Genomic DNA, 21,708 nt, shown 5'->3' with positions numbered 1-21,708 from the left:
ACGGCGGGGCGGCTCCGTCCCACGGGCATGACGATGACGCGCAGCGAGATCACCGAGGTCCTGAACCGGCCGCACAGCAGGGAGTTGCTGCACCGCGACCTGTGCCGGCTGGCGTACGTGGCCAAGGACGGCACACCGCGGTCGATTCCGATCGCGTTCGCCTGGAACGGCGAGCAGCTCGTGCTGTGCACGTCCACGAACGCCCCGAAGCTGCACGCGCTGCGGGCCAACCCCGCGGTGGCGCTGACGATCGACACCGAGGTGCACCCGCCGAAGATCCTGCTGATCCGCGGCACCGTCGAGCTCGACGTGGTCGACGGCATCCCGGACGAGTACCTGCAGATCAACGGCAGCTACGAGATGACGGCGCGGCAGCGGGTCGAGTGGGAGCGGGAGGTCCGCTCGCTCTACGACGGCATGGTGCGGATCGTGGTGACGCCGACGTGGGCGAAGCTGATCGACTTCGAGACGACGCTGCCCAGCGCGGTGCAGGAACTCGTCGAGCGCCGGTCAGCTCGACAGGAAGCGGTCCAGCACCCGCACGCCGAACTCCAGGCCGGCGACGGGGACGCGTTCGTCGACGCCGTGCGCCATGGCCCGGTAGTCGAAGCCCGCGGGCAGCTGCAGCGGTGAGAAGCCGTAGCAGTGGATGCCCAACCGGCTGAAGGCCTTGGCGTCGGTGCCGCCGCCCAGGCAGTAGGGCACGACGTGGGCGGCGGGGTCCTCGTCGCACAGGGCGTCGGCCATCGCGGCGAACCACGGTGTGTCGATCGGGGCCTCGACGGGCGGCTGGTGTTCGAGGAACTCCCGTGTCACGCCCGGCGAGAGCAGCGAGTCGATGTCGGCGACGAGCTCGTCGACGGTGCCGGGCAGGGTGCGGACGTCGAGCTGGGCGGTGGCGGTGCCGGGGATGACGTTGACCTTGTACCCGGCGGACAGCATCGTCGGCGTGGTCGAGCAGCGCACGGTGTTCTCCACCAGCTTCGCCGCGGGACCGAGCCGGGCCAGCGTGCCGTCGACGTCGTCGAGGTCGACCTCCACCCCGAGCGCCTTGCCCACGCCCACGAGGAACGCCTCGACGGTCGGGGTGAGCCGCACCGGGTGCTGGAACGCCGCGATCCGCGCCAGCGACGTGACCAGCGCGGTCACCGCGTTCTGGTCGTTGCGCCGCGACCCGTGCCCGGCGCGCCCGGTGGCGGTGAGCGTCATGTGCGAGGTGCCGCGCTCGGCGGTGCCGACCGGGTACAGGCGCACCCCGTCGACGTCGTAGGAGAACGCGCCGGACTCGCTGATCGCCGCCTGCACCCCGGCGAAGTGCGCGGCGTGGTGCTCCACGAGCCAATGCGCCCCGTAAGCGCCCTGGTCCTCCTCGTCGGCGACGAACGCCAGTACGACGTCACGGCGCGGACGGCGGCCCTCGGTGTGCCAGCGGTGCAGCACCGCCAGGGTCATCGCGGCCATGTCCTTCATGTCCACCGCGCCCCGGCCGTGCACGAACCCGTCGCGGACCTCCCCGGCGAACGGGTCGAAGCTCCACTCGGCCGGGTCGGCGGGCACCACGTCGAGGTGCGACTGCACCAGCACCGCGGGCAGCGACGGGTCGGTGCCGTGCACGCGCGCGAGGACGTTGGTGCGCCGTGGCGCCGGTTCGAGCAACGTGGGCGGCACACCGTTGTCGTGCAGAATCGCCGCGACGTGCTCGGCGGCCTCCCGCTCGCCCGCGGAGTCGCCACCGCCGCGGTTGGTGGTGTCGAAGCGGATGAGCTGCGCGCACACCTGCGCGACGTCGAGCGCCATGATTTCACCGTATCCGTCGCGGTGGTGTGGAATCGTCGCGGGCCTGTGCCGACCGACTGGGGGACACCGGTGCACCTGCAGGAGGCCCTGGAAGGGCTCGCTCTCAACCCGGCGCTGCCCGAGGACTTGATCCGTCGCCTGATCGCCCACCGCGCGGCGCCGCGTGAGCTCGGGACGCGGCCGGACCTCACACCCGGGCTGATCGACGAGATGATCACGACCGGCCGGCGCCCGGTGCTGCGCTCGCTGGCGGCGAACGACGGCCTGCCCGGCGCGGTCAGGCTCCGCCTGGCGGCCCATCCCGACGTCTCCGTGCGGGCGGGCCTGGCGATGAGCCGCGGTCAGGACGTGTCAGCCGAGGCGTTCGAGTTGCTGCTGACCGATGCCGAACCGGTGGTCCGCGAGTTCCTCGCCGGGAACGACGCGGTGCCCGGCGACCTGCGAGCACGTCTCGCCGAGGACCCGAGCGCCCAGGTCAGGGCGGCACTGGGCAGCCGATGGCCTGCCGCGCCCGAGCACGTGCGGCGCGCCCTGCTGACCGACGCCGACGACAGCGTCCGTGAGGCGGCGTGCTCGGCGCACCACCCGGCACCGCCGCCCGACCTGGTTCCCGCCCTGCTCGCCGATCCGGTCACCAGGGCCGGGGTGGTCCGCCACCTCACCCTCGACGCCTCGACGGCGCTGCGCCTGTCCCAGGACCCCGACGCGGACGTGCGGGTGGAGGTGGCCCGGCACCCGCGGCTGCCGCCCGCGCTGCGCGACGCGCTCGGCGCGGATGCGAACCCGCGGGTCAGGGTCGGGGTCTTCGGGCGGCAGGACACCCCCGAACCGCTGCGTGCCGCCATCCACGCCCATGTCAGCGCCGCACCGCTGGACGTCGACGAGGAACAGTTCGAACGGGCGGTGGCGGCCGGGGAACTGCAGATGTTGCGCCTGGACTGGGTGCGCGCCGACCCGGTGCGCCACGCCGGCTCCCCGTACGCGTGTTTCCGCGCGTCGGTGGCCTCCAGCACCGTGCCGCTGCCCCCGGAGGTGGTCGCCCGGCTGCTCGCCGACGACGAGATCGAGGTCCGCTGGGCGATGGCCAAGAGCGCCCCGCACCTGGCGGACGTGGAGCGCATGGACCGCGAGTTCGATCCCGCGGACACGAACTACGCCCCGTGGCGCCCGGCGGACATGTGGACGTTCCCCGCATCGGTGCTGCGCCGGTTCGCCACCGACCCGGATCCGCGGATGCGGTGCCTGGCGCCGCGCGACCCGGATCTGCCCGCTGGCATCGCCGCCCGGCTGGCCGCCGATCCCGACGCCGCGGTGCGCCACGCGGTGGCCGGCCACCCGAACCTGCCCGAGCAGGCGCTGATCGCGTTGCTCGACGACCCCGACGAGCGGACCGTGCGCGCGGCCGCGGGGTCGCCGCGGTTGCCGAGGCGGGAGATGCGACGGTTGGTGGAGCTGTGATCAGCCGTAGACGTCCTCCATGGCCGCGCCCGCGATGTGCGTGACCACTTTGAACGCCTTCATGGCCGCGGTCATCGACGTGGCGTCGAACCCGACGCGCTGCACGCCGACCAGCTCCACGGTCGGCACGATCGCGGCGGCCTCGGCGAGGTGCGAGGCGTCGAACTCCACCTCGATCCGGTGCGGTGCCACGACAGCCTCGGCCCGTCCCGCGGACGCCATCGCCGCGGTGGAGGCGGCGGTGATCTGCGATGAGGTCACGGCGGGTGGCAGGCACACGGCGGCGTAGCGCGACACGCACTCCTTGACCGCGACCGTCCACGCCGAGGCCGCGTAGGTCGCGGCGTCGGCGCAGGTGAGGTCGTCGCCGGTCACGAGCAGCACGGGAACGCCGTGTTCGGCGGCCAGTGCGGCGTTGAGGCGGCCCTCGGAGGCGAGGACGCCGTCGAGCCACACGCCGGTGATGGAGTTCTCCATGTAGGTGTGGGCGAGCACGCCGCGGGTGCCCGCGGCTGTGTGGTAGCCGAGGAAGACCACTCCGTCCACATCGGAGTCGACGCCCTGCATCATCGACAGCGGTTTGTGGCGGCCGGTGAGCAGCCGTGCCGCGTCGTGGAGGTCTTCGAGCAGGAGGTTGCGCTGCGAGGAGTGCGCCTCGTTGACGAGGACCTGCTCCGCTCCGCCCGCGACCAGGCCCGTCACGCAGGCGTTGACGTCCGCCGTGAACAGGCGCCGGAACCGTTGCCACTGCTCGGTACCGGGCACGACGTCCCCGGTCCAGGTGACTCCGGTGGCGCCTTCCATGTCCGCCGAGATCATGATCCGCACATCTCGGTAAGTTAGCGGCGGGCTGCTGGGGAAGAGGGGTTTTCGTGCGGGTGAAGTTGTGCGCGTCGCTTGCCGTGGCAACGACGCTGGGGGTGGCGGCACCTCCGGCTACGGCACAGGCGCCGGTCGTGCTGAAGGTCGCGATCGTGCAGCAGATCGACTCGATGAACCCGTTCCTCGCGGTGTTCCAGTCGAGCACCGAGATCGGCCGGCTGATGTACGACTACCTGACCGCCTACACCGCGGCGGACCAGACGGTGACCGAGGGCCTCGCGAACAAGTGGGAACCCTCGGCGGACAAGCTCACGTGGACCTTCACCGTGCCGCAGGGCAAGAAGTGGTCCGACGGGCAGGCGATCACCGCGCACGACGTCGCGTTCACCTACAACCTGATGCTGACCGACGAGATCGCGCGGACCGCGAACGGCGGGTTCGTCACGAACTTCCGCGACGTCACCGCGCCCGATGACCGCACCGTCGTCATCCGGACCAAGACGCCGCAGGTGACGATGCTGGCCCTGGACGTCCCGATCGTGCCCAGGCACGTGTGGGAGAAGGTCGGCAGCATCAACGACTACCGCAACGACGAGGTGCCGGTCGTGGGCTCCGGGCCGTTCGTGCTCGCCGAGCACGTGCCGGGGCAGTTCATCAAGCTCAAGGCCAACAAGGGGTACTGGCGGGGCGCGCCGAAGTTCGACGAGCTGCACTTCGTGTACTTCCAGAACTCCGACGCCGCGGTGCAGGCGCTGGGCAAGGGCGAGATCGACCTGGTCAACCGGATGGCGCCGGCGCAGTTCGACTCGCTGCAGGGCAGGGCCGGGGTCACCCGCAACAAGGCCCAGGGCCGCCGCTTCACCGAGCTGATGATCAACCCCGGCGCGCAGACCCGCACCGGCGTGCCGATCGGGGACGGCGCCCCCGCGCTCGCGGACGTCCGGGTCCGCCGGGCCATCGCGCAGGCGATCGACCTCGACGCGCTCGTGGCGCGGGTGAACCTCGGGTACGCGGACAAGGGCGCGGGGCTGGTGCCGCCGGTGTTCGGCAAGTGGCACTGGCAGCCGGGCGAGTCCGAGCGGCGCCGGTTCGACCCCGCCGCGGCCAACGCCGCACTCGACGCCGCCGGACATCCCCGCAAGGCCGACGGCACCCGCTTTTCGCTGCGGCTGATCGGACGCGCCGGACGCGCGTACGACGAGCAGGCCAGCGAGTACCTCAAGCGCTCGATGAGCGACATCGGCATCACCCTGGACGTGCGGCTGGTGTCGGACAACCAGCTCAACGAGGCCACCACCGCGGCGACCTACGACCTGGCGTTCTCCGGCTGGTCGACCAACATCGACCCGGACTTCGTGCTGGGCCTGCACACCTGCGCGCAACGTCCCGGCGCGGACGGCAAGGGCGGCACCACCGACACGTACTTCTGCGACGAGACCTACGACAGGCTCTACGCCCAGCAGCTCTCGGAGTTCGACGAGGGCAAGCGCGTGGAGATCGTCAAGCAGATGCAGGCCCGCTTCTACGACCAGGTGCCCGCGGTGGTGCTGGCCTACGACAACGCGCTGGAGGCCTACCGGTCCGACCACTTCGCGAGGTTCACGACCCAGCCCGCGCAGGGCGGCGTGATCATGGCGCAGAACGGCATGTGGGGCTACTACGGCGCCGAACCGGCCGGGCGCACCGCGCAGGCGCGGGGCAGCCGGTGGGCCGGGCTCGCGATCGGCGGCGCGCTGATCGGCGGGCTGGCGCTGGTGGTGGTCGTGATGGCACGGCGGCGCGGTGCCACGGCCGGGGAGCGCGAGTAGGTGCGTCTGGCCGGTCGGTTCGGTGGTGCCGCGCTCAGCCTGCTGATGGTCGCGGTGCTGGGCTTCTTCCTGTTCCGGGTGGTGCCGGGCGATCCCGTGGTGTCGATGACGCGGGGCCGCCCGGTCACCGCGGAGATGCAGGCCGCGTTGCGCGCGCAGTTCGGCCTGGACCGCCCGCTGCACGAGCAGTTCTGGACCTACCTGACCTCGCTGCTGCGCGGCGACCTCGGGACGTCGTTCACGTTCCGCCGTCCCGTCGCGGAGGTGATCCTCGACCGGGTGGGGCCGACGGTGCTGCTGGTCGGCACGGCGACGCTGATCGCGGTGCTGCTGGGGCTGTGGCTGGGGGTGCGGGCGGCGTGGCGTCGTGACTCGGCGTTCGACCGGGTCACGACGGGGGTGTCGCTGACGTTGTGGGCGGTGCCGACGTTCTGGCTGGGCATGCTGCTGATGATGGTGACCGGGGACCTGTTCCCGTCGCGGGGCATGCGCGACACCGACACGGCGCCGGACTTGCTGTCCCAGGCCCTCGACGTCGGGCACCACCTGGTGCTGCCGTCGCTCACGCTGGTCGCGGTGGTGTGCGCGGAGTACGCGCTGGTGATGCGGTCCTCGCTGCTCGAGGAGATGCACGCCCCCTACCTGACGACGGCGCGGGCGAAGGGGCTGCGCGACGACCTGGTGCGGCGCCGGCACGCGGTGCCCAACGCGGTGCTGCCGGCGATCACGCTGGTGTTCCTGCGGTTCGGGCTGGTGGTGGCGGGGGCGATCACGACGGAGACGGTGTTCTCCTGGCCGGGTCTGGGGCTGTTGTTCCACGACGCGCTGACCGGCCCGGACTACTTCCTGCTGCAGGGGCTGCTGGTCGTGACGGCGGGCGCGGTCGTGGTGATGAACCTGCTGGCCGACCTGCTGCACGGGGTCCTGGATCCACGGGTGGGGGTCGTATGAGCTTCGCCGACGGGGTGCGCACGGGCCGGGGCGGCGCGGCGGGGGCCTTCCTGGCGCACAGGACCGGTGTGGCGGGCGCGGTGGCTCTGGCCGTGGCCGCGCTCGTCGCCGTCCTCGCGCCGCTGTTCATCCCCGCGGACGCCCTCGACGTCACCCGCGTGACGGCGCAGGCGTGGCAGCCGCCGGGTGCGGGTCACTGGCTGGGCACCGATCACACCGGGCGTTCGGTGGCGTTGCTGATGGCGCAGGGCACGGGCACGTCGTTGTTCGTCGGGCTGACGGCAGCGGTGCTCTCGGTCGGCATCGGCACGTTCGCCGGTGTGGTGAGCGGTCATTTCGGTGGTCTGCTCGCGGGGGCGTTGCTGCGGGTCACGGACTTCTTCCTGGTGCTGCCCGCGCTGGTGCTGGCGATCGCGTTGTCGACGGTGCTGCCGCGCGGCCTGGGCACGATCATCCTCGCGATCGGGCTGACGAGCTGGCCTTCGACGGCGCGGATGGTGCGGGCGCAGACGCTGACGATCGAGGCCCGCCCGTTCGTGGAACGCGCACGGGCGCTCGGTGGTGGCCACGCCCATGTCATCGGCCGGCACGTGCTGCCGTCGGTGGTGCCGCTGGTGCTGGTCAACGCGACCCTGTCGGTGGCGTCGGCGATCGTGGCGGAGTCGACGCTGGCGTTTCTGGGGCTGGGGGATCCGACGCGGATCTCGTGGGGAGCGATGCTGCACCAGGCGCAGCTGCACGGGGCGGTGCCGCAGCGGGCGTGGTGGTTCCTGCTGCCGCCGGGCCTGGCGATCGTGGTCGTGGTGCTGGCGTTCACGCTCGTCGGGCGGGCGCTCGAAGCCGTCGTGACGCCGAAGAGGTGACCGGGTGCTGGAGTTGAACAACCTCACCGTGCACTACGGGCACAAGCGCGTCGTGCACGACGTGAGCCTGTCGCTGGCCCCCGGTCAGACGCTCGGGCTGGCGGGCGAGTCGGGGTCGGGCAAGTCGACGGTGGCGATGTCGGTGCTGCGGCTGCTGCCCAGGTCCGCGCGCGTGGAGGGCGAGGTCCTGCTCGACGGCGAGGACGTGGCGGCGATGTCGTGGGGCCGGTTGCGGGCGGTGCGGTGGGCGTCGGCGTCGATCGTGTTCCAGGGAGCGATGCACTCGCTCAACCCCGTGCACCGCGTCGGCGAGCAGATCGCCGAGCCGATGCGGCTGCACGGCACCCCCGGCAGGGTCACGGAGTTGCTGGAGCAGGTGGAGCTGCCGCGCGACAAGGCCCGGGCCTACCCGCACGAGCTCTCCGGCGGGCAGAAGCAGCGGGTGATGATCGCGATGGCGCTGGCGTGCGGGCCGCGGCTGGTCGTCGCGGACGAACCGACCACCGCGCTGGACGTGGTGGTGCAGGAGCAGGTGCTGGCGTTGATGACGCGGCTGGTCGCCGAGCAGGACCTCGGCCTGCTGATGATCAGCCACGACCTGTCGGTGCTCGCGCGGACCTGCGAGGACATCGCGGTGATGCAGGGCGGTGAGCTGGTCGAACGCGGCCGCACCCGTGAGGTGATCGCGAACCCGCGGCATCCGCACACGGCGGCGCTGACGGCGGCGTTCCCGGTGATCGGTGACCCGGCGCACCGCTGGAGCGACCCCGCGCCCGCACCGGAGCCGCTGCTGCGGGTGCGGGACCTGGTCGTGGACTACGGCCGCACGCGCGCGGTCGACGGCGTGGACCTGACGATCGGGCGGGGCGAGATCGTGGCGCTCGTCGGGCAGTCCGGCTCCGGCAAAACGACACTGGCTCGTACCATAATGGGGCTGCGGGCACCGTCCTCCGGTCGGGTGATCTTCGACGGCGTGGAGGTGGGCCGGGGGAGCAGGGCGATCAAGGCGTTCCGCCGCCAGGTGCAGCTCGTGCTGCAAGATCCTTCCAGTGCCCTGAACCCCCGGCACACGGTGTTCGACGCGGTCGCCGAGGGACTGCGCGTGCACGGTGTTCCCGGCGACCACGAAGCCCTGGTCACGGCCGCTGTGGAACGGGCGGAGCTGCGTCCGGCGAGCCTGTACCTCGACGCCCTGCCGCACGAGCTGTCCGGGGGTCAGCAGCAGCGCGTGGTGATCGCCGGCGCCCTGGTGCTGCAGCCCCGTCTGCTGCTCGCCGACGAGCCCGTCGCCTCCCTGGACGCCTCGGTGCGCGGCGAGATCGTGGCGCTGCTGCTCCGGTTGCGCGCGGAACTGGGCCTTGCTTCATTGCTCATCACGCACGACCTAGGGCTGGCGTGGCAGATCGCCGACCGGGTGGCGGTGATGCACCAGGGGAAAATCGTGGAACAAGGCCCAGTCGGACAAGTCCTCCTCACCCCGTCTCACGACTACACCCGCGCCCTGCTGCGCGCGGTGCCCCAGGTCTGAGAAGTGATCCCGATCGAACACGCCCGCTACCGGGCCTCGCTGACGCCTGCCGAGATCGGGCGGGGCGGGGCCGGCGGCTGGGTGGACGTCGGCGAGGTGCCGGCGCTGGCATCACTGGCGTGGCACGACCTGGGCTGCCCGCCCGGGGTGCTGGGCGAACTCGCGCGGGCGAGCGAACCGGGGCACGTGCTCGAGCTGTGCCGGATCCTGGCCTCGACCTCCCGCGCCGACACCGCCGCCGTGTGGCGCTACCTGGCCGCGGACTTCGACCGCACCGGGCAGCGCTCCGACGGCCGGCAGCGGTTCCTGCTCGACCGCGCGCAACGCGGTGACGGCGTCGACTGGCACAACTACGCGGCGGTGATGGGCATCGCCCGCCCCGAGGAGGTCGACGCGGCGTTCGACCGCGGCGAGGACATGGTCGGTGTGGCGGTGATCGGCCTGGCGATGTCGCACCCGGACCCGTGGGCCGCGGCGCGGCGGGTCGCGCGGGCGCTGGACCACAACCGCATCGAGGTGCGCCGCCAGGGCGCCACGGCGCTGGCGCACGTGGCCCGCATCCACGGGGTGGTGTCGCGGGAGTGCCTTCAGGTGCTGCGCCGTCATCCCGACGAGGTGGCCGAGGACGACCTGTGGACGTTCGTCGCCCACCGCAGGCTGCCCGTGTGGTTGTGGTGGCGGCGGATCAGGGCGCGGGCAACGCGGCGAGTTCCGCGCGCACGACGGTCTCGGTTACGCGGTCGCGCTGCCCCGCGGCCCGGCGCAGCGCCTCCTCGTAGTGCCGGCGGGCCGACACGGGGTCGCCTTCGTCCTTCGCGATCCGGCCGCGTTGCAGGGCGATGTGGCAGCGCATCTGGTCGGGCCCGTACCAGCCGCCGGGACACAGCTCCCACGCCCGGTCGCACTCGGCGCGGGCGGTCGCGTGGTCACCGGTGACGCGGGCGAGCTCGGCCAGGCCGAGGTGGGCGCCCGCCTGCGCGGACGGTGCCCCCGCCCGCCGCGCCAGGTCGAGTGAGGCGAGGAAGTCCGTCCTGGCCCCGTCGGGGTCGCCCGCGGCGAGCCTGGCCTGGGCCCGTCCCGCGACGGCCTCCGCGGTGTCCTCGGTGGCGCCGAGCTCGGCGAGCAGACCGCGGGCCCGTTCGACGTGGGCCAGCGCGTTCGCGGGGTCGCCGTCGGCCAGGGCGATCTCGCCGAGCTGGTTGAACGCCAGCGCCGCGCCCCACCGGTCACCGACCTCGGTGAACGCCGCCGCGCCGCGCCGCAGCAGGTCCCGGCCGGTGTCCGGGTCGCCTTCCATGCGGGCCACCAGGCCGTCGCCGACCAGGGTGAGCGCCGCGCTCCACGGCTCGTCGTTGAGCAGCCGGGTGCGGCGGTGCCACACCTGCGAGTCGTCGGCCGGCGCACCCAGCGCCATGCCCCACATCAGGGTCATGATCGGGTAGCGCGGCGGGGAGTCGAACGTGGCGAGCAGGGCGTCGGCCTGGCGGATGCGGGCGCTCTGGTCGCCGGTGGCGGCGGGCCAGGCGATCAGCAGGCACAGCGTGTAGGCCTGTTCGCGGCCCGGCGGCGGGGTTTCACCGCAGGCGCGCAGCACGGCGTCGGCCTGCTGGGCGGCTTCGGTGCGCAGCCCGCGGCACCAGTAGTAGGTGGCCAGGGCGGCGACGAGCTCGAGGGCGAGATCGAGGTCGTGCGCGGTCGCCCAGGCCACGGCGGCGACGAGGTTGTCGTGATCGGCGGCGAGCCGGGCGAGCCACTGGATCTGCTCGTGGGCGCGCAGGTGCGGTTCGGCCTCCTGAGCGCGTTGCAGGAACCAGCGGGCGTGCGCGGCTGCGAGGTCCGGGGCGTGGGAGGCGCAGAACGCGCGGATGGTGTCGAGCATCCGGTAGCGGTCGTCGACGACCTCGACCAGTGACTTGTCCGCCAACGATGTCAGGGTGTCCACGTCGGACTCGCACACGGTCGTGACGGCGTGCAGGGTCGCGCCGCCGCAGAACACGGTGAAGCGGGCGGCGAGGTCGCGTTCGGCGTCGGTGAGCAGCTCCCAACTCCACTCCACGACGGCGTGCAGCGTGCGGTGCCGGGGCGCGGCGGTGCGGCTTCCCCTGGACAGCAACCGGAACCGGTCGTCGAGCCGTGCGGTGATCTCGGCCAGCGGCAGGGTGCGCACGCGGGCGGCGGCCAGTTCGATGGCCAGCGCGATCCCGTCCAGGCGCCGGCACACCTCGGCGACGAGGCCGGGGTCGGCCCGGAACCCCGGCCTCACCGCCTGCGCCCGGTCCAGGAACAGCCGGGTGGCGGCGTCGGGGTCCAGCGCGGTGACCGGGCTGAGGGTCTCGCCGGTGATGCCCAGGGGCTCCCGGCTCGTCGCGAGCACCCGCACGTCCGGGCAGCTCGTGAGGACGCCGCCGAGCACGCGGGCCGCCTCGTCGACGACGTGCTCGCAGTTGTCGACCACCAGCACCACCTCGCGCACCGCCAGCGCGGCGCGCAGCCGTTCCTCGGCACCGACCGGCCCGGCCGCGAGCAACCCGGCCTCCCGCACGCCGATCCCGTCGAGCAGCGCCCGCACGACGTCGGTCGTGGCGCTGAGGTCGACGAACGCCACCTCACCGGCCTCGCGGTGCGCGACCTCGACAGCGAGCCGGGTCTTGCCCGTGCCACCGGGCCCGATGAGCGTGACCAGGCGGCTCTCCCGCAGCCACTTCGCCACCCGCCGCAAGTCGTCCTCGCGCCCGACGAAGCTGGTGAGCTGCGCGGGCACACCCCGGTGCGGCGCCCGTGCCCGCAGCACCTCCAGGTGCGCGGCGGCCAGCACGGGGGAGGGGTCGACACCGAGCTCGTCGGCCAGCAGCGCACGGCCGCGCGCGAACACCTCCAGCGCCTCGCTCTGCCGGCCCTCGCGCTGCAGCGACCGCATCAGCGCCGCCCGCACGTCCTCGCGCAACGGGTGCTGCGCCACGAGGTCGCGCAGGAGCTCTTCGGTCCCGCCCGACACCGCGCAGCTGATGAGCAGCTCCGCCAGGTGCTGCCGCGCGACCTGCGCGAACGGTGCGTCCACGTCGGCCAGGGCGGGCCCGCGCCACAACCCGAGCGCCTCGGCGGCCCGTCCGGCGCGCAGCAACTCGGCACACCGCAGGTGGTCCACCTCGGACGGTTCCGCGACCAGCCGGTAGCCCGCCGGGTGGTGCTCGACCACCACACCCGCGACCGCACGCCGCAACCGGGAGACCTGGGACTGCAGCGCGTTCGCCGCACCAGCGGGCGGCCGCGCGTACAAGCCGCCGATCAGCTGGTCGTGGCCCACGATCCGCCCAGCGTCGAGCACGAGCATCGCCAGCAACGCCCGCTGCCGCGGCGCAGCGACCTCCACACCGTCGACCAGCACCGGACCGAGCACCCCGAACTTCACAGGACGTGATTGTTCCCGAGTCCGGCCACCCACGAGAGCGGAACGGGCACTGGTCCGAATAGGTCGACTATCGATGCATCTCGGTGACCCCCGGTATCTGACCGGCCACGTGCGGTCTCCTTCGGTTCGGTCGGGGACGGAACTGATTCGAGCGGAGAACCATGAGACCCAGCATCACGGTAGGCGCCGCGCTCGCGGCCACCGTGGCACTCGCCATCCCTGCGCACGCGGCCGTCGACAACCTGCCCGGCGGCACCAGCATCGAGGTGACCATCACCGGCCCGGCGAACAACGCCGTGGTCGTACCGGGCCCGGTCACCGTCACCGGCAAGGCCTCGATCGGCAAGGGCGCCGCCGTCGTGGACACCGCGCTGACCTACGTGATCGACGTGTCCGGCTCCACCCAGACGGTCGTGGCCGCGGGCTGCGGCGGCGACCAGAACGGCGACGGCCAGCCCGCCTCGATCCTGGACTGCGAGATCGCCGCGGCCAGGGCCGTCAACGCCAAGGCCGCCGTCCCGAACACCGTCGTCGGCAGCGTCGGCGCCGCCGTGTTCGGCTCCGGCGGGGCGTCGGTGGACGTCAGCCCGGACGCAGGCGACCAGAAGGTCACCGCGCCCACCGCCGACGTCAACGGCAACGGCAACGACATCTCCGAAGTGCTCGGCAGCGTGCGCTTCGGCGGCGTCGGGAAGTTCACCGACCGCAGCGTGAGCACCGGCACCGACTACGCACAGGGCCTGACGGCCGGTCTGGCCTCGGCCACCGCGGCGCAGCAGCAGCGCAAGCTCATGATCTTCCTGTCCGACGGCACCGGCTCCGGTTCCGTCGACGCCCTGCTGCAGCAGGCCGTGAACGCCGGCGTCAAGATCTTCACCTTCGCCGTGTCCAACGGTTCCGCCTGCGGCGCGGCCAACGCCGCCAGCTCGTTGCGCAAGATCGCCGAGACCACCGGCGGCACCTGCACCGAGGTCCCGGACGTCTCGCAGCTGCCCGACGTCGTGCCCGGTGTCATCGCCTCCAAGCTCACCGGCCTGACGCTCAAGGTCAACGGTGGTGCGGACATCCCGATCACCTCGATCACCCCCGGCCTGCCCCAGGACGGCCCGGCGACCGTCGACTACACCGTGAACACCCCGGCCCTGACCGCCGGCACCCACCAGCTCTGCGTCACCGCGAACGGCACCGACGGCGGCGGAGCCGGTGACGTGACCGAGTGCGTCACCGTCAAGGTCAACGCCCCACCGGTCGTCAAGCCCGGCGGCCCCTACGCCGGGCAGGAAGGCACCGACGTCGGCCTCGCCGGCACCGTCACCGACCCCGACGGCCCGTCCCTGAGCACCGCCTGGACCGCCACCGCGCAGTCCGGTGTCGACGCGGGCGCGACCTGCTCGTTCGGCAACGCCGCCGCCCAGACCACCACGGTCAAGTGCACCGATGACGGCGTGTGGGAGCTCAAGCTGACCGCGAACGACGGCGTCAACCCGACCGTCACCGCGACCACCACGCTCACGCTGAGCAACGTCGCCCCGCAGGTCACCCTCAGCGCCGACAAGACGCTCGTCACCCGCGGCACCACGGTGAACTTCACCGCGCCGTTCACCGACATCGCCACCAACGACAAGCACACCTGCACCCTGAACTTCGACGACGGCAGCCCGGTCGTCAACGGCACCGTCACCCAGGGCCCGGGCTCCGGCACCTGCAAGGCCGCACGCACGTTCACCGCCCTGGGCGCACACACCGTCCTGGTCACCGTGACCGACGATGACGGCGCCGCCGCCACCGCGGTCGTGAAGGTCGTCGTCTACCTGCGCGGTGAGGCGTGGGCGCTCAACGCGACAGGCCTGATCAACGTCGCCAAGACCCCGCACGCCCAGTGCCCGCCCAACGAGGACAAGACCGTCGCCGCGATCAACGTGCTGGGCCTGGCCTCGGTCAACGCCCTGCACGCGGACTGCACCCTCGACGCGAACACCGGCCGCACCGTGGCCAGCGCACGGGTGGAGGGAGCCTCACTGCTCGGAGGAGCCATCACGCTCAACGCCATCGAGGCCACGTGCGTCAGTGACGGCAACGGCGTCACCGGCTCGTCGAAGGTCGGCACGCTCAACGGCCAGCCCATCGGCACCGGCCCCGTCACCGTCGGCGTCCCCGGTGTCGCGACCGTGCACCTCAACGAGACCGCGACCGGACCGAACGGCCAGCTGATCCAGAACGCCGTCCGGGTCCGCACGCTGCTCGGCCAGGAGATCGTCCTGTCGGCCTGCCGCCTGGGCTGACCCGCTGAAAGGTGCTGGGGAGGCCCGCGCTCCTCCCCAGCATCACAGCGCGTGCCCGACGGTCGCGTCCACGTGAGCCGGCACCTCCTCGTGCCGGTCGCCCACGGTCAGCGTGCCGGTGGGCTCGAACAACAGGATCCGCGCGCCGTGCGGAGCCGACGGCTTGTGGAACACACCGCGCGGCACGGTGAACACGTCACCTTTCGCGAGCACGACCGTGCGCTCACCCCCGGCCTCCCGCAGACCGATGTGCAGCTCACCGTCCAGCACGAGGAAGAACTCGTCGGTGTCGTCGTGGACGTGCCAGACGTAGTCGCCCTTCACCTTCGTGACGCGCACGTCGTAGTCGTTGACGCGGGTGACGATCCGCGGGCTCCACAGGGCGTCGAACGAGGCCAGGGCGTCGTCCAGGGCAATAGGGTTCATGCACATCAGCCTCGCCGCTGTCGCCGCGCGGGTGTGAGTGCTAGGAATCGCACATGCCGCAAGAATCCTCGCACCGCGTCGTCGTGATCGTCGACGAGAACTCCAACCCCTTCGAACTCGGCTGCGCCACCGAGGTCTTCGGCCTGCACCGCCCCGAACTCGGCGGCCACCTCTACGACTTCCGCCTCTGCTCACCCGAACCCGCGACGCTGATGCGCGACGGGTTCTTCACCCTCACCGGCGTCGCCGGCCTGCACGCCACCGACCACGCCGACACCCTCATCGTCCCCAACCGCCCCGACGTCGACACACCCCGCCGCCCCGAGGTCCTCGACGCCATCCGCCGCGCCCACACCCGCGGCGCACGACTCGTCGGGTTCTGCAGCGGCGCCTTCACCCTCGCCGAAGCCGGAGTCCTCGACGGCCGCCGCGCCACCGCCCACTGGCAGTGGGCCGACGACTTCCGCACCCGCTTCCCCCAGGTCGACCTGCGACCCGACGTGCTGTTCGTCGACGACGGCGACATCCTCACCTCCGCCGGCAGCGCCGCCGCCCTCGACCTCGGCCTGCACCTCGTGCGCCGCGACCACGGAGCCGAGATCGCCAACTCCGTCAGCCGCCGCCTCGTCTTCGCCGCCCACCGCGACGGCGGCCAGCGCCAGTTCGTCGAACGCCCCGTGCCCGCCCTGCGCGACGAGTCCCTCGCGCCCCTGCTCGCCTGGGCCCAGCACCACCTCGACACCGCGCTCACCGTCACCTCGCTGGCCGCCCGCGCCGCCGTCAGCCCGGCCACGCTGCACCGCCGCTTCCAGGCACAACTCGGGACCACACCGCTGGCGTGGCTCACCGCCGAACGCGTCACCCTGGCGTGCCGGCTCATCGAACTGGGGGAGCGGCGCTTCGACGTCGTCGCCCGCCGCACCGGCCTGGGCACCGCCGCGAACCTCCGTGCGCTGATGCGCCGCGAAACCGGCCTGACCCCCTCGGACTACCGGCGCCGGTTCAGCCCAGCGCCCGCAGGATGATCCGCTCCACCACCCGCGTCTTCGCGTCCGCGTAGTCCTGCACCCGCTCCCACGTCCGGGCCGCGAGCTCCCGCTTCGTGCGCTCGTACTCCTCCCGATCCGCCGGGTGCGACCGCAGCCGATCGCGGAAGGCCAGCATGCGATCGAGCTCCTCGGAGCGGGGGGAGAACACGTGCAGGTTCACGTCCGGCTCCGTGCCCTTGAACAACCGGTGCTCGTGCCAGCCCCGCTCACGCAACCGGAAGAAGTACCCCGCCGCCACCAACGCCGGTACGTACGCGTCCTCATCGCTCGAATCCGGCACCACGAGCAGGATGTCGATCAACGGCTTCGCCGCCAGCCCCGGCACCGACGTCGACCCCACGTGCTCCAGCCGCACCACCACATCACCCAGCGCGGCCCGGATCTTCGCCTCCTCGACCGCGTACCACCGCGGCCACTGCGGGTCGTAGTCCCGCAACACCACCGACGCGTTGAGCGGCGGCGTCTCCGTCACGAACTCCACGTCGTCCGACGGCAACCGCCACTGCAGATAGGCACGCTCGAGGATCTCCAGCACCACCGCGTTCTTCGCGTCCGCGTAGTCCTGCACCCGCTCCCACTCCCGCGCCACCAACGCCCGCTTCGTCGACGCGTACAGCTCACGGTCCTCCGGGGTCGCCCGCAGCCAGTCCCGGAACATCAGATGCCGCCGCACCTGAGCACACCCACGCCGGAACACGTGCAGGTTGACGTTCGTGTCCGGCCCCTTGAGGACCCGGTGGTCGTGCCAGTCGTCCTCCCGCACCACCACCCGGTACCCGGCCGCCTCCAACCCCGGCACGTACGACCCCTCGTCCACCGGGTCCTCGACCACCAGCATCAGGTCGATCACCGGCTTCGCGCACAACCCCGGCACCGACGTCGACCCCACGTGCTCCAGCACCGCACCCGGCACCGCGCCCAGGACCCGCTCCCGTTCACGCTCGTACAACCCGGGCCACGCCTCGTCGTACTCGGCAAGCTCGATGATCACGGCAGACCCCCTCGTAGGCAGTCGGCCAGAATATCAACTCCCGAACAGGTCACCCGCCGAAGCAACCCGCTCCAGCACCTCGTCCGCGAGGAACAACAGGTCCTCCACGACCTCGCAGTCCTCGACCTCGTCCCACGTCACCGGCGCCGACACCGCCGGACGCTCCCGGGCCCGCAACGAGTACGGCGCCACCGTCGTCTTCGCCGTGTTGTTCTGCGACCAGTCGATGAGCACCTTCCCGGTGCGCTGCGCCTTCGCCATCGTCGACACGACCAGCTCCGGATGCTCCTGCGCCAACCGCTGCGCCACCGCCTTCGCGTACTCCGACGTGTCCTTCGCCGGCGCGTACGCGTACACCTGCATCCCCTTGTTGCCCGACGTCTTCGCCCAGCAGTCCACACCGTCGTCGTCGAGCACCACCCGGATCCGCTCCGCCACCCGCGCGCACTCCACGATCGTCGCCGGCGCACCCGGATCCAGGTCGAACACCAGCAGATCAGGATCCCGCTTGCCCCCACGCGGCCCCACCGTCCACTGCGGCACGTGCAACTCCAGCGCCGCCAGGTTCGCCAGCCACACCAACGTCGCCAACTCGTCCACCATCACGTAGTTGACCGTCTCGTTGCCCTTCGTGCTGCCCGGCGACTCCAGCCGCATCGTGCGCACCCAGTCAGGACGGTGCTCCGGCGCGTTCTTCTCGAAGAACCACTTCCCGTCCACCCCGTTGGGGAAGCGCTTGAGCGTCACCGGACGGTCCTTGAGGTGGGGGAGCAGCACCGGCGCGATCCGGGTGTAGTAATCGATCACCTCACCCTTGGTGAACCCGAACCCCGGATACAGCACCTTGTCCAGGTTCGTCAGCTTCACCACCCGGTCCTCGACCCGTACGGTCGCGTCACTGCTCAACCCGACGCACCTCCCCAGGAGTCTTGTCCGGCCGCAAACCCCGCCACGCCGGAAACCGCATCCGCCCGTCCGGCGTCCACTGCCGGAACACCACCTCGGCCACCAACTCCGGCTCCACCCACTTCGCGCCCCTCGACCGCTCCCGCGGCATCTCCGTCACGAACGGCGACGACCTGCGCGCCAACGCCTTCAACCGCGGCGTCAGCACCGCCAGCTCCGCGTCGTTGAACCCCGTGCCCACCGACCCCGCGAACGCCAGCCCGCCATCACGCGGGATACCCAGCAACAACGCGCCGATCACCCCCGCACGCTTGCCTTCACCCATCCGCCAGCCACCGATCACCACCTCCTGCGCCATCAGATCGGTGATCTTGCGCCACACCGGCGACCGCGTCCCGGGCTGATACGGCGAATCCAGCCGCTTCGCGACCACCCCCTCCAACCCCTGCTCACGACTCGCCGCCAGCACCGCCGCACCGTCCTCGTCGTAGGACGGGGGAGTCATCCAGTGCGAACCCCTCAGATCCAGCTCCCGCAACAACTCACGACGCTGCCGAAAAGGCAGGGACAACGTCGACGTGCCGTCCAGGTGCAACAGGTCGAACAACAGCAACGTCACCGGGTACTGACGCGCCGCCCGGCGCGCCGCCTCCGACTTCGTCACGTGCATCCGGTTCTGCAACGCGCTGAAACTCGGCCGGCCGTTCTGCAACGCGACGATCTCCCCGTCCAGCAGAGCCTCCGTCGCCCCCAGCTGCTCACCCACGCCCTGCAGTTCGGGGTACGCGACCGTGATGTCGTTGCCCAGACGCGACCACGCCTGCACCCGGCCACCCTCCACCCGCAGGATCGCCCGCACACCGTCCCACTTGAACTCGTACGCCCAGAGATCATCACCGTCCTGGGGGAGAGGCCCCGGCACCGCCAGCATCGGCTTGACCTGCTCCGGCAGCACCTCCCAGTCCGGACGCGCCGCGGCATGACGCCGCTTCACCATCCAGTTCTTCCCGTCCTTGCCCGACCGGAAGAACACGAACTGCCCCTGCACACGCTGCCCGTGCAAGACCACGTCGACCTCGCGGTCCGACCACTTCACCGTCTCGTAGCGGCCGCGGTCCCACAGGAACATCTCGCCGCCGCCGTACTCACCCTTCGGGATCTCCCCGGAGAACTCCGCGTACTCCAGCGGATGGTCCTCGGTGTGCACCGCGAGCCGCACCACATCCGTCGTCGGCGGCAACCCCTTCGGCACCGCCCACGACACCAGAACACCACCACGCTCCAACCGCACGTCCCAATGCAGGCTGCTCGCGTGATGCTCCTGGATCACGAACGTGTCATCGTCACCACGCGGAAGATCCCCAGCACCCGGAACGGGCTCCGGCGTCCTGGCCGGATCCCGCTTGCGCCGGTACTCGCCGAGCCCGGCCATCTACGCCGACGAGGCCTTCTTCTTCGGCGCGGACTTCTTCTCCGCACCCTTCCGCCCGGCCTTCGCCTTCTCCACACTGCGCTCCAGGGCCGTCATCAGATCGATGACATCACCCTTCTCCTCGGCCTCCGGCTGCTCGGGCAACTCCGCACCCTCCGCCTTCGCCGCGATCACCTTCTCCAACGCGTCCCGGTAGTCGTCGGTGAACGTGTCCGGATCGAAGTCACCCGCCATCGACTCCACCAGCGACGTCGCCATCTTCAACTCCTGCGGCCGCACCTCGACGTCCTGATCGAGGAAGTCGAACTCCGCCTTGCGGATCTCATCCGGCCACAACATCGTGTGCATCACCAGCACGTCGTCCCGCGCCCGAATCGTCGCAAGAGTCTCCTTCTGCCGGATCGTGATCTTCACGACCGCCAGCTGACCCGTCTTCACCAGCGCGTCCCGCAGCAACACGTACGGACGCGCCGCCGCCTTGTCCGGCTCCAGGTAATACGTCTTCTGGAAGTAGATCGGATCGATCTCCTCCGCCGGCACGAACTCCAGGACGTCGATCGACTTGTCGGTCTTCACCGGCAACTTCTCGAAGTCCTCGTTCTCCATGATCACCATCCGGCCGTCGTCCAACTCGTAGCCCTTGGTGATCTCCGAATACTCGACCTCTTCACCGCACACCGAACAGACGCGCTTGTACTTGATGCGCCCGCCGTCCTCCCGGTGCACCTGGTTGAAACGGAAGTCGTGCTCCTCGACAGCCGTGTAGAGGCGCACGGCGATCGTCACCAACCCGAAGGAGATGGCCCCACGCCACACGGATCTCATTCTCATTGGGTACCCCTGAAATGCGGTTTTCGCACTCTCAGGTCACCCACTCGGCCTAACGATCCGGCAACTGGGCAACCCCCGGCCTGCACGTCACAGCCCAGCGTCCCGCACCACGCTCGAGCACCGCTACATGTCCTTCAACGCCCGATACGTCCGATTGCTCGCCACCGCGGCCCGCCGCTCCCGCGCCGTCGCCTCGATGTAGTTCTGACTCGTCGCCAAACTCGCATGCCCCAGCAACGCCATGATCTCGCTCGCCGACGCCCCGTCCTCCGCCAGCCTCGTCGCGAACGTGTGCCGCAACGCGTGCAGATTCGCCCCCGTCGGCACCCGGTCGTTCAACCCCGCCCACCGAAAACACGACTTCACCAGGTACTCCAGCCCACCCCGCCCGATCGGCTCACCGTGCCGATCCCTCAGCAACGCGCTCTCACGATCGAACCGCCCCTGCGGAAAACGCTGCCGGCAGCTCTTCAGGTACGCGTCCACGATCCGCTCCATCGGCGGCTCGATCGGAACACTCCGATCCCGGTTGCCCTTGCCCTTCACGTGCAACCGCCGCTCACCTTCACGCCCCACCACGCTCGCCAGCGTCAACGTGCGCATCTCGGCACTGCGCAAACCCGCGACCAGCCCCAGCGCGATCACCAGCACGTCGCGCTCAGGCCACGGGTCACGACCCTTCCGCGCACCCTCCGCCGCGGCCGTGAGCAACTGCTCCGGCGTGTCCTCACCCCGCAGCGGCTTGGGGACCAGGGGAGGCGTCTTGGGACGGGCGATGGCGCCCATCGGGTTGCCGGCGATGAGGTCCTCGGCCACGCAGAACGTCAGGAACTGGTTCCAGGTGGACCAGGCCCGCAGCACGGAGCTCTTGGCGTGGGTGTCCGCGAACAACCCGAAAGCCTGACGCAGGTGGGCCCCGGTGAGGTGGCCGATGGTGAGGTCCTCGACGGGGGAGGAGAGGGCCTCGGCCAGGAGTGCGTTCACGCCGGAGAGATCTCGCCGGTAGGCGGCCGTTGTGTGCGGCGAGTCCTTGCGAGTCCGGCGGGCGAGGAAGAAGGCGTCCTGGGCGGCGAGCACGTGCATATGGATCTTGTACCGCACACCACCGACAATCCCGTGCACTGTGCTGGATAATGGCGATTATGCATGAAATGT

The 21,708-nt window shown here is 71.3% G+C and carries 16 protein-coding genes and 1 pseudogene; 8 read left to right on the top strand and 9 right to left on the bottom strand.

Annotation, left to right across the window (positions count from 1 at the left end):
• Positions 1-33: 33 nt before the first annotated feature.
• Positions 34-519 (top strand): annotated as a pseudogene (locus IE307_RS17930) (pyridoxamine 5'-phosphate oxidase family protein); the annotation flags it as partial.
• Here IE307_RS17930 and IE307_RS17925 read toward each other — a convergent pair.
• On the bottom strand, positions 511-1,797 hold the full coding sequence (locus IE307_RS17925) for a M20/M25/M40 family metallo-hydrolase (protein WP_191299115.1): 1,287 nt from the start codon (positions 1,795-1,797) through the stop codon (positions 511-513). The pseudogene IE307_RS17930 and the gene IE307_RS17925 sit on opposite strands and share 9 nt — an antisense overlap.
• 45 nt (positions 1,798-1,842) lie before the next feature.
• Here IE307_RS17925 and IE307_RS17920 point away from each other — a divergent pair, with 45 nt between their 5' ends.
• Positions 1,843-3,255 carry a hypothetical protein gene (locus IE307_RS17920; RefSeq protein ID WP_191299114.1) on the top strand — a complete coding sequence of 471 codons (1,413 nt, stop codon included), beginning with the start codon at positions 1,843-1,845 and terminating at the stop codon, positions 3,253-3,255.
• Here IE307_RS17920 and IE307_RS17915 read toward each other — a convergent pair whose 3' ends face one another.
• Entirely contained in the window at positions 3,256-4,083 is an 828-nt protein-coding gene (locus IE307_RS17915) for a M55 family metallopeptidase (protein WP_191299113.1), read from the bottom strand. It lies immediately after the preceding gene.
• A 44-nt stretch (positions 4,084-4,127) separates the two neighbouring features.
• Here IE307_RS17915 and IE307_RS17910 point away from each other — a divergent pair, with 44 nt between their 5' ends.
• From IE307_RS17910 to nikE, 4 genes are read left to right on the top strand one after another with little or no spacing between them, the layout of a single operon-like run.
• On the top strand, positions 4,128-5,885 hold the full coding sequence (locus tag IE307_RS17910; RefSeq protein WP_229904818.1) for an ABC transporter substrate-binding protein: 1,758 nt from the start codon (positions 4,128-4,130) through the stop codon (positions 5,883-5,885).
• A complete protein-coding gene (locus tag IE307_RS17905; protein ID WP_373306020.1) occupies positions 5,886-6,836 on the top strand; it encodes an ABC transporter permease in 951 nt (316 codons plus the stop codon).
• Positions 6,833-7,699, top strand: coding sequence for an ABC transporter permease (locus IE307_RS17900; RefSeq protein WP_191299112.1), 867 nt, complete (start codon positions 6,833-6,835; stop codon positions 7,697-7,699). Before IE307_RS17905 ends, IE307_RS17900 begins: the two co-directional genes overlap by 4 nt.
• Before the next feature lie 4 nt (positions 7,700-7,703).
• Positions 7,704-9,227: a nickel ABC transporter ATP-binding protein NikE gene (gene nikE, locus IE307_RS17895; protein WP_191299111.1), complete on the top strand. Its 1,524-nt coding sequence runs from the start codon at positions 7,704-7,706 to the stop codon at positions 9,225-9,227.
• A gap of 685 nt (positions 9,228-9,912) precedes the next feature.
• Here the strand turns inward: nikE and IE307_RS17890 are convergent.
• Positions 9,913-12,636, bottom strand: a complete 2,724-nt coding sequence (locus tag IE307_RS17890; protein WP_191299110.1) for an AfsR/SARP family transcriptional regulator — start codon at positions 12,634-12,636, stop codon at positions 9,913-9,915.
• Positions 12,637-12,797: 161 nt separating this feature from the next.
• Here IE307_RS17890 and IE307_RS17885 point away from each other — a divergent pair, with 161 nt between their 5' ends.
• Positions 12,798-14,918 carry a vWA domain-containing protein gene (locus IE307_RS17885; protein WP_191299109.1) on the top strand — a complete coding sequence of 707 codons (2,121 nt, stop codon included), beginning with the start codon at positions 12,798-12,800 and terminating at the stop codon, positions 14,916-14,918.
• A 42-nt stretch (positions 14,919-14,960) separates the two neighbouring features.
• On the opposite strand, the gene IE307_RS17880 is transcribed toward IE307_RS17885, so the two are convergent.
• Positions 14,961-15,350, bottom strand: coding sequence for a cupin domain-containing protein (locus IE307_RS17880; protein ID WP_191299108.1), 390 nt, complete (start codon positions 15,348-15,350; stop codon positions 14,961-14,963).
• A 47-nt stretch (positions 15,351-15,397) separates the two neighbouring features.
• On the opposite strand from IE307_RS17880, the gene IE307_RS17875 reads away from it, so the two are divergent.
• Positions 15,398-16,369, top strand: coding sequence for a GlxA family transcriptional regulator (locus tag IE307_RS17875; RefSeq protein WP_191299107.1), 972 nt, complete (start codon positions 15,398-15,400; stop codon positions 16,367-16,369).
• Here the strand turns inward: IE307_RS17875 and IE307_RS46765 are convergent.
• The 5 genes from IE307_RS46765 to IE307_RS17845 form a co-directional block, all read right to left on the bottom strand.
• Complete coding sequence (locus IE307_RS46765) at positions 16,347-17,384, bottom strand: GrpB family protein (RefSeq protein WP_229904817.1); 1,038 nt, start codon at positions 17,382-17,384, stop codon at positions 16,347-16,349. The genes IE307_RS17875 and IE307_RS46765 overlap by 23 nt on opposite strands.
• A gap of 33 nt (positions 17,385-17,417) precedes the next feature.
• A complete protein-coding gene (gene ligD, locus IE307_RS17860; protein ID WP_191299106.1) occupies positions 17,418-18,290 on the bottom strand; it encodes a non-homologous end-joining DNA ligase in 873 nt (290 codons plus the stop codon).
• Positions 18,280-19,722, bottom strand: a complete 1,443-nt coding sequence (gene ligD / locus IE307_RS17855) for a non-homologous end-joining DNA ligase (RefSeq protein WP_191299105.1) — start codon at positions 19,720-19,722, stop codon at positions 18,280-18,282. The genes ligD (IE307_RS17860) and ligD (IE307_RS17855) overlap by 11 nt, the downstream gene beginning before the upstream one ends.
• Entirely contained in the window at positions 19,723-20,547 is an 825-nt protein-coding gene (ku, locus tag IE307_RS17850; RefSeq protein WP_189155335.1) for a non-homologous end joining protein Ku, read from the bottom strand.
• Positions 20,548-20,676: 129 nt separating this feature from the next.
• Positions 20,677-21,654 (bottom strand): tyrosine-type recombinase/integrase, encoded by a 978-nt coding sequence (locus IE307_RS17845; protein WP_229904816.1) that lies wholly within the window; start codon positions 21,652-21,654, stop codon positions 20,677-20,679.
• Positions 21,655-21,708 lie beyond the last annotated feature (54 nt).

The sequence above is a fragment of the Lentzea cavernae genome (assembly GCF_014653695.1).
GTDB lineage: Bacteria > Actinomycetota > Actinomycetes > Mycobacteriales > Pseudonocardiaceae > Lentzea > Lentzea cavernae.
Note: the sequence above shows the minus strand (reverse complement) of the source record. Positions and strands in the feature narration are given on the sequence as shown.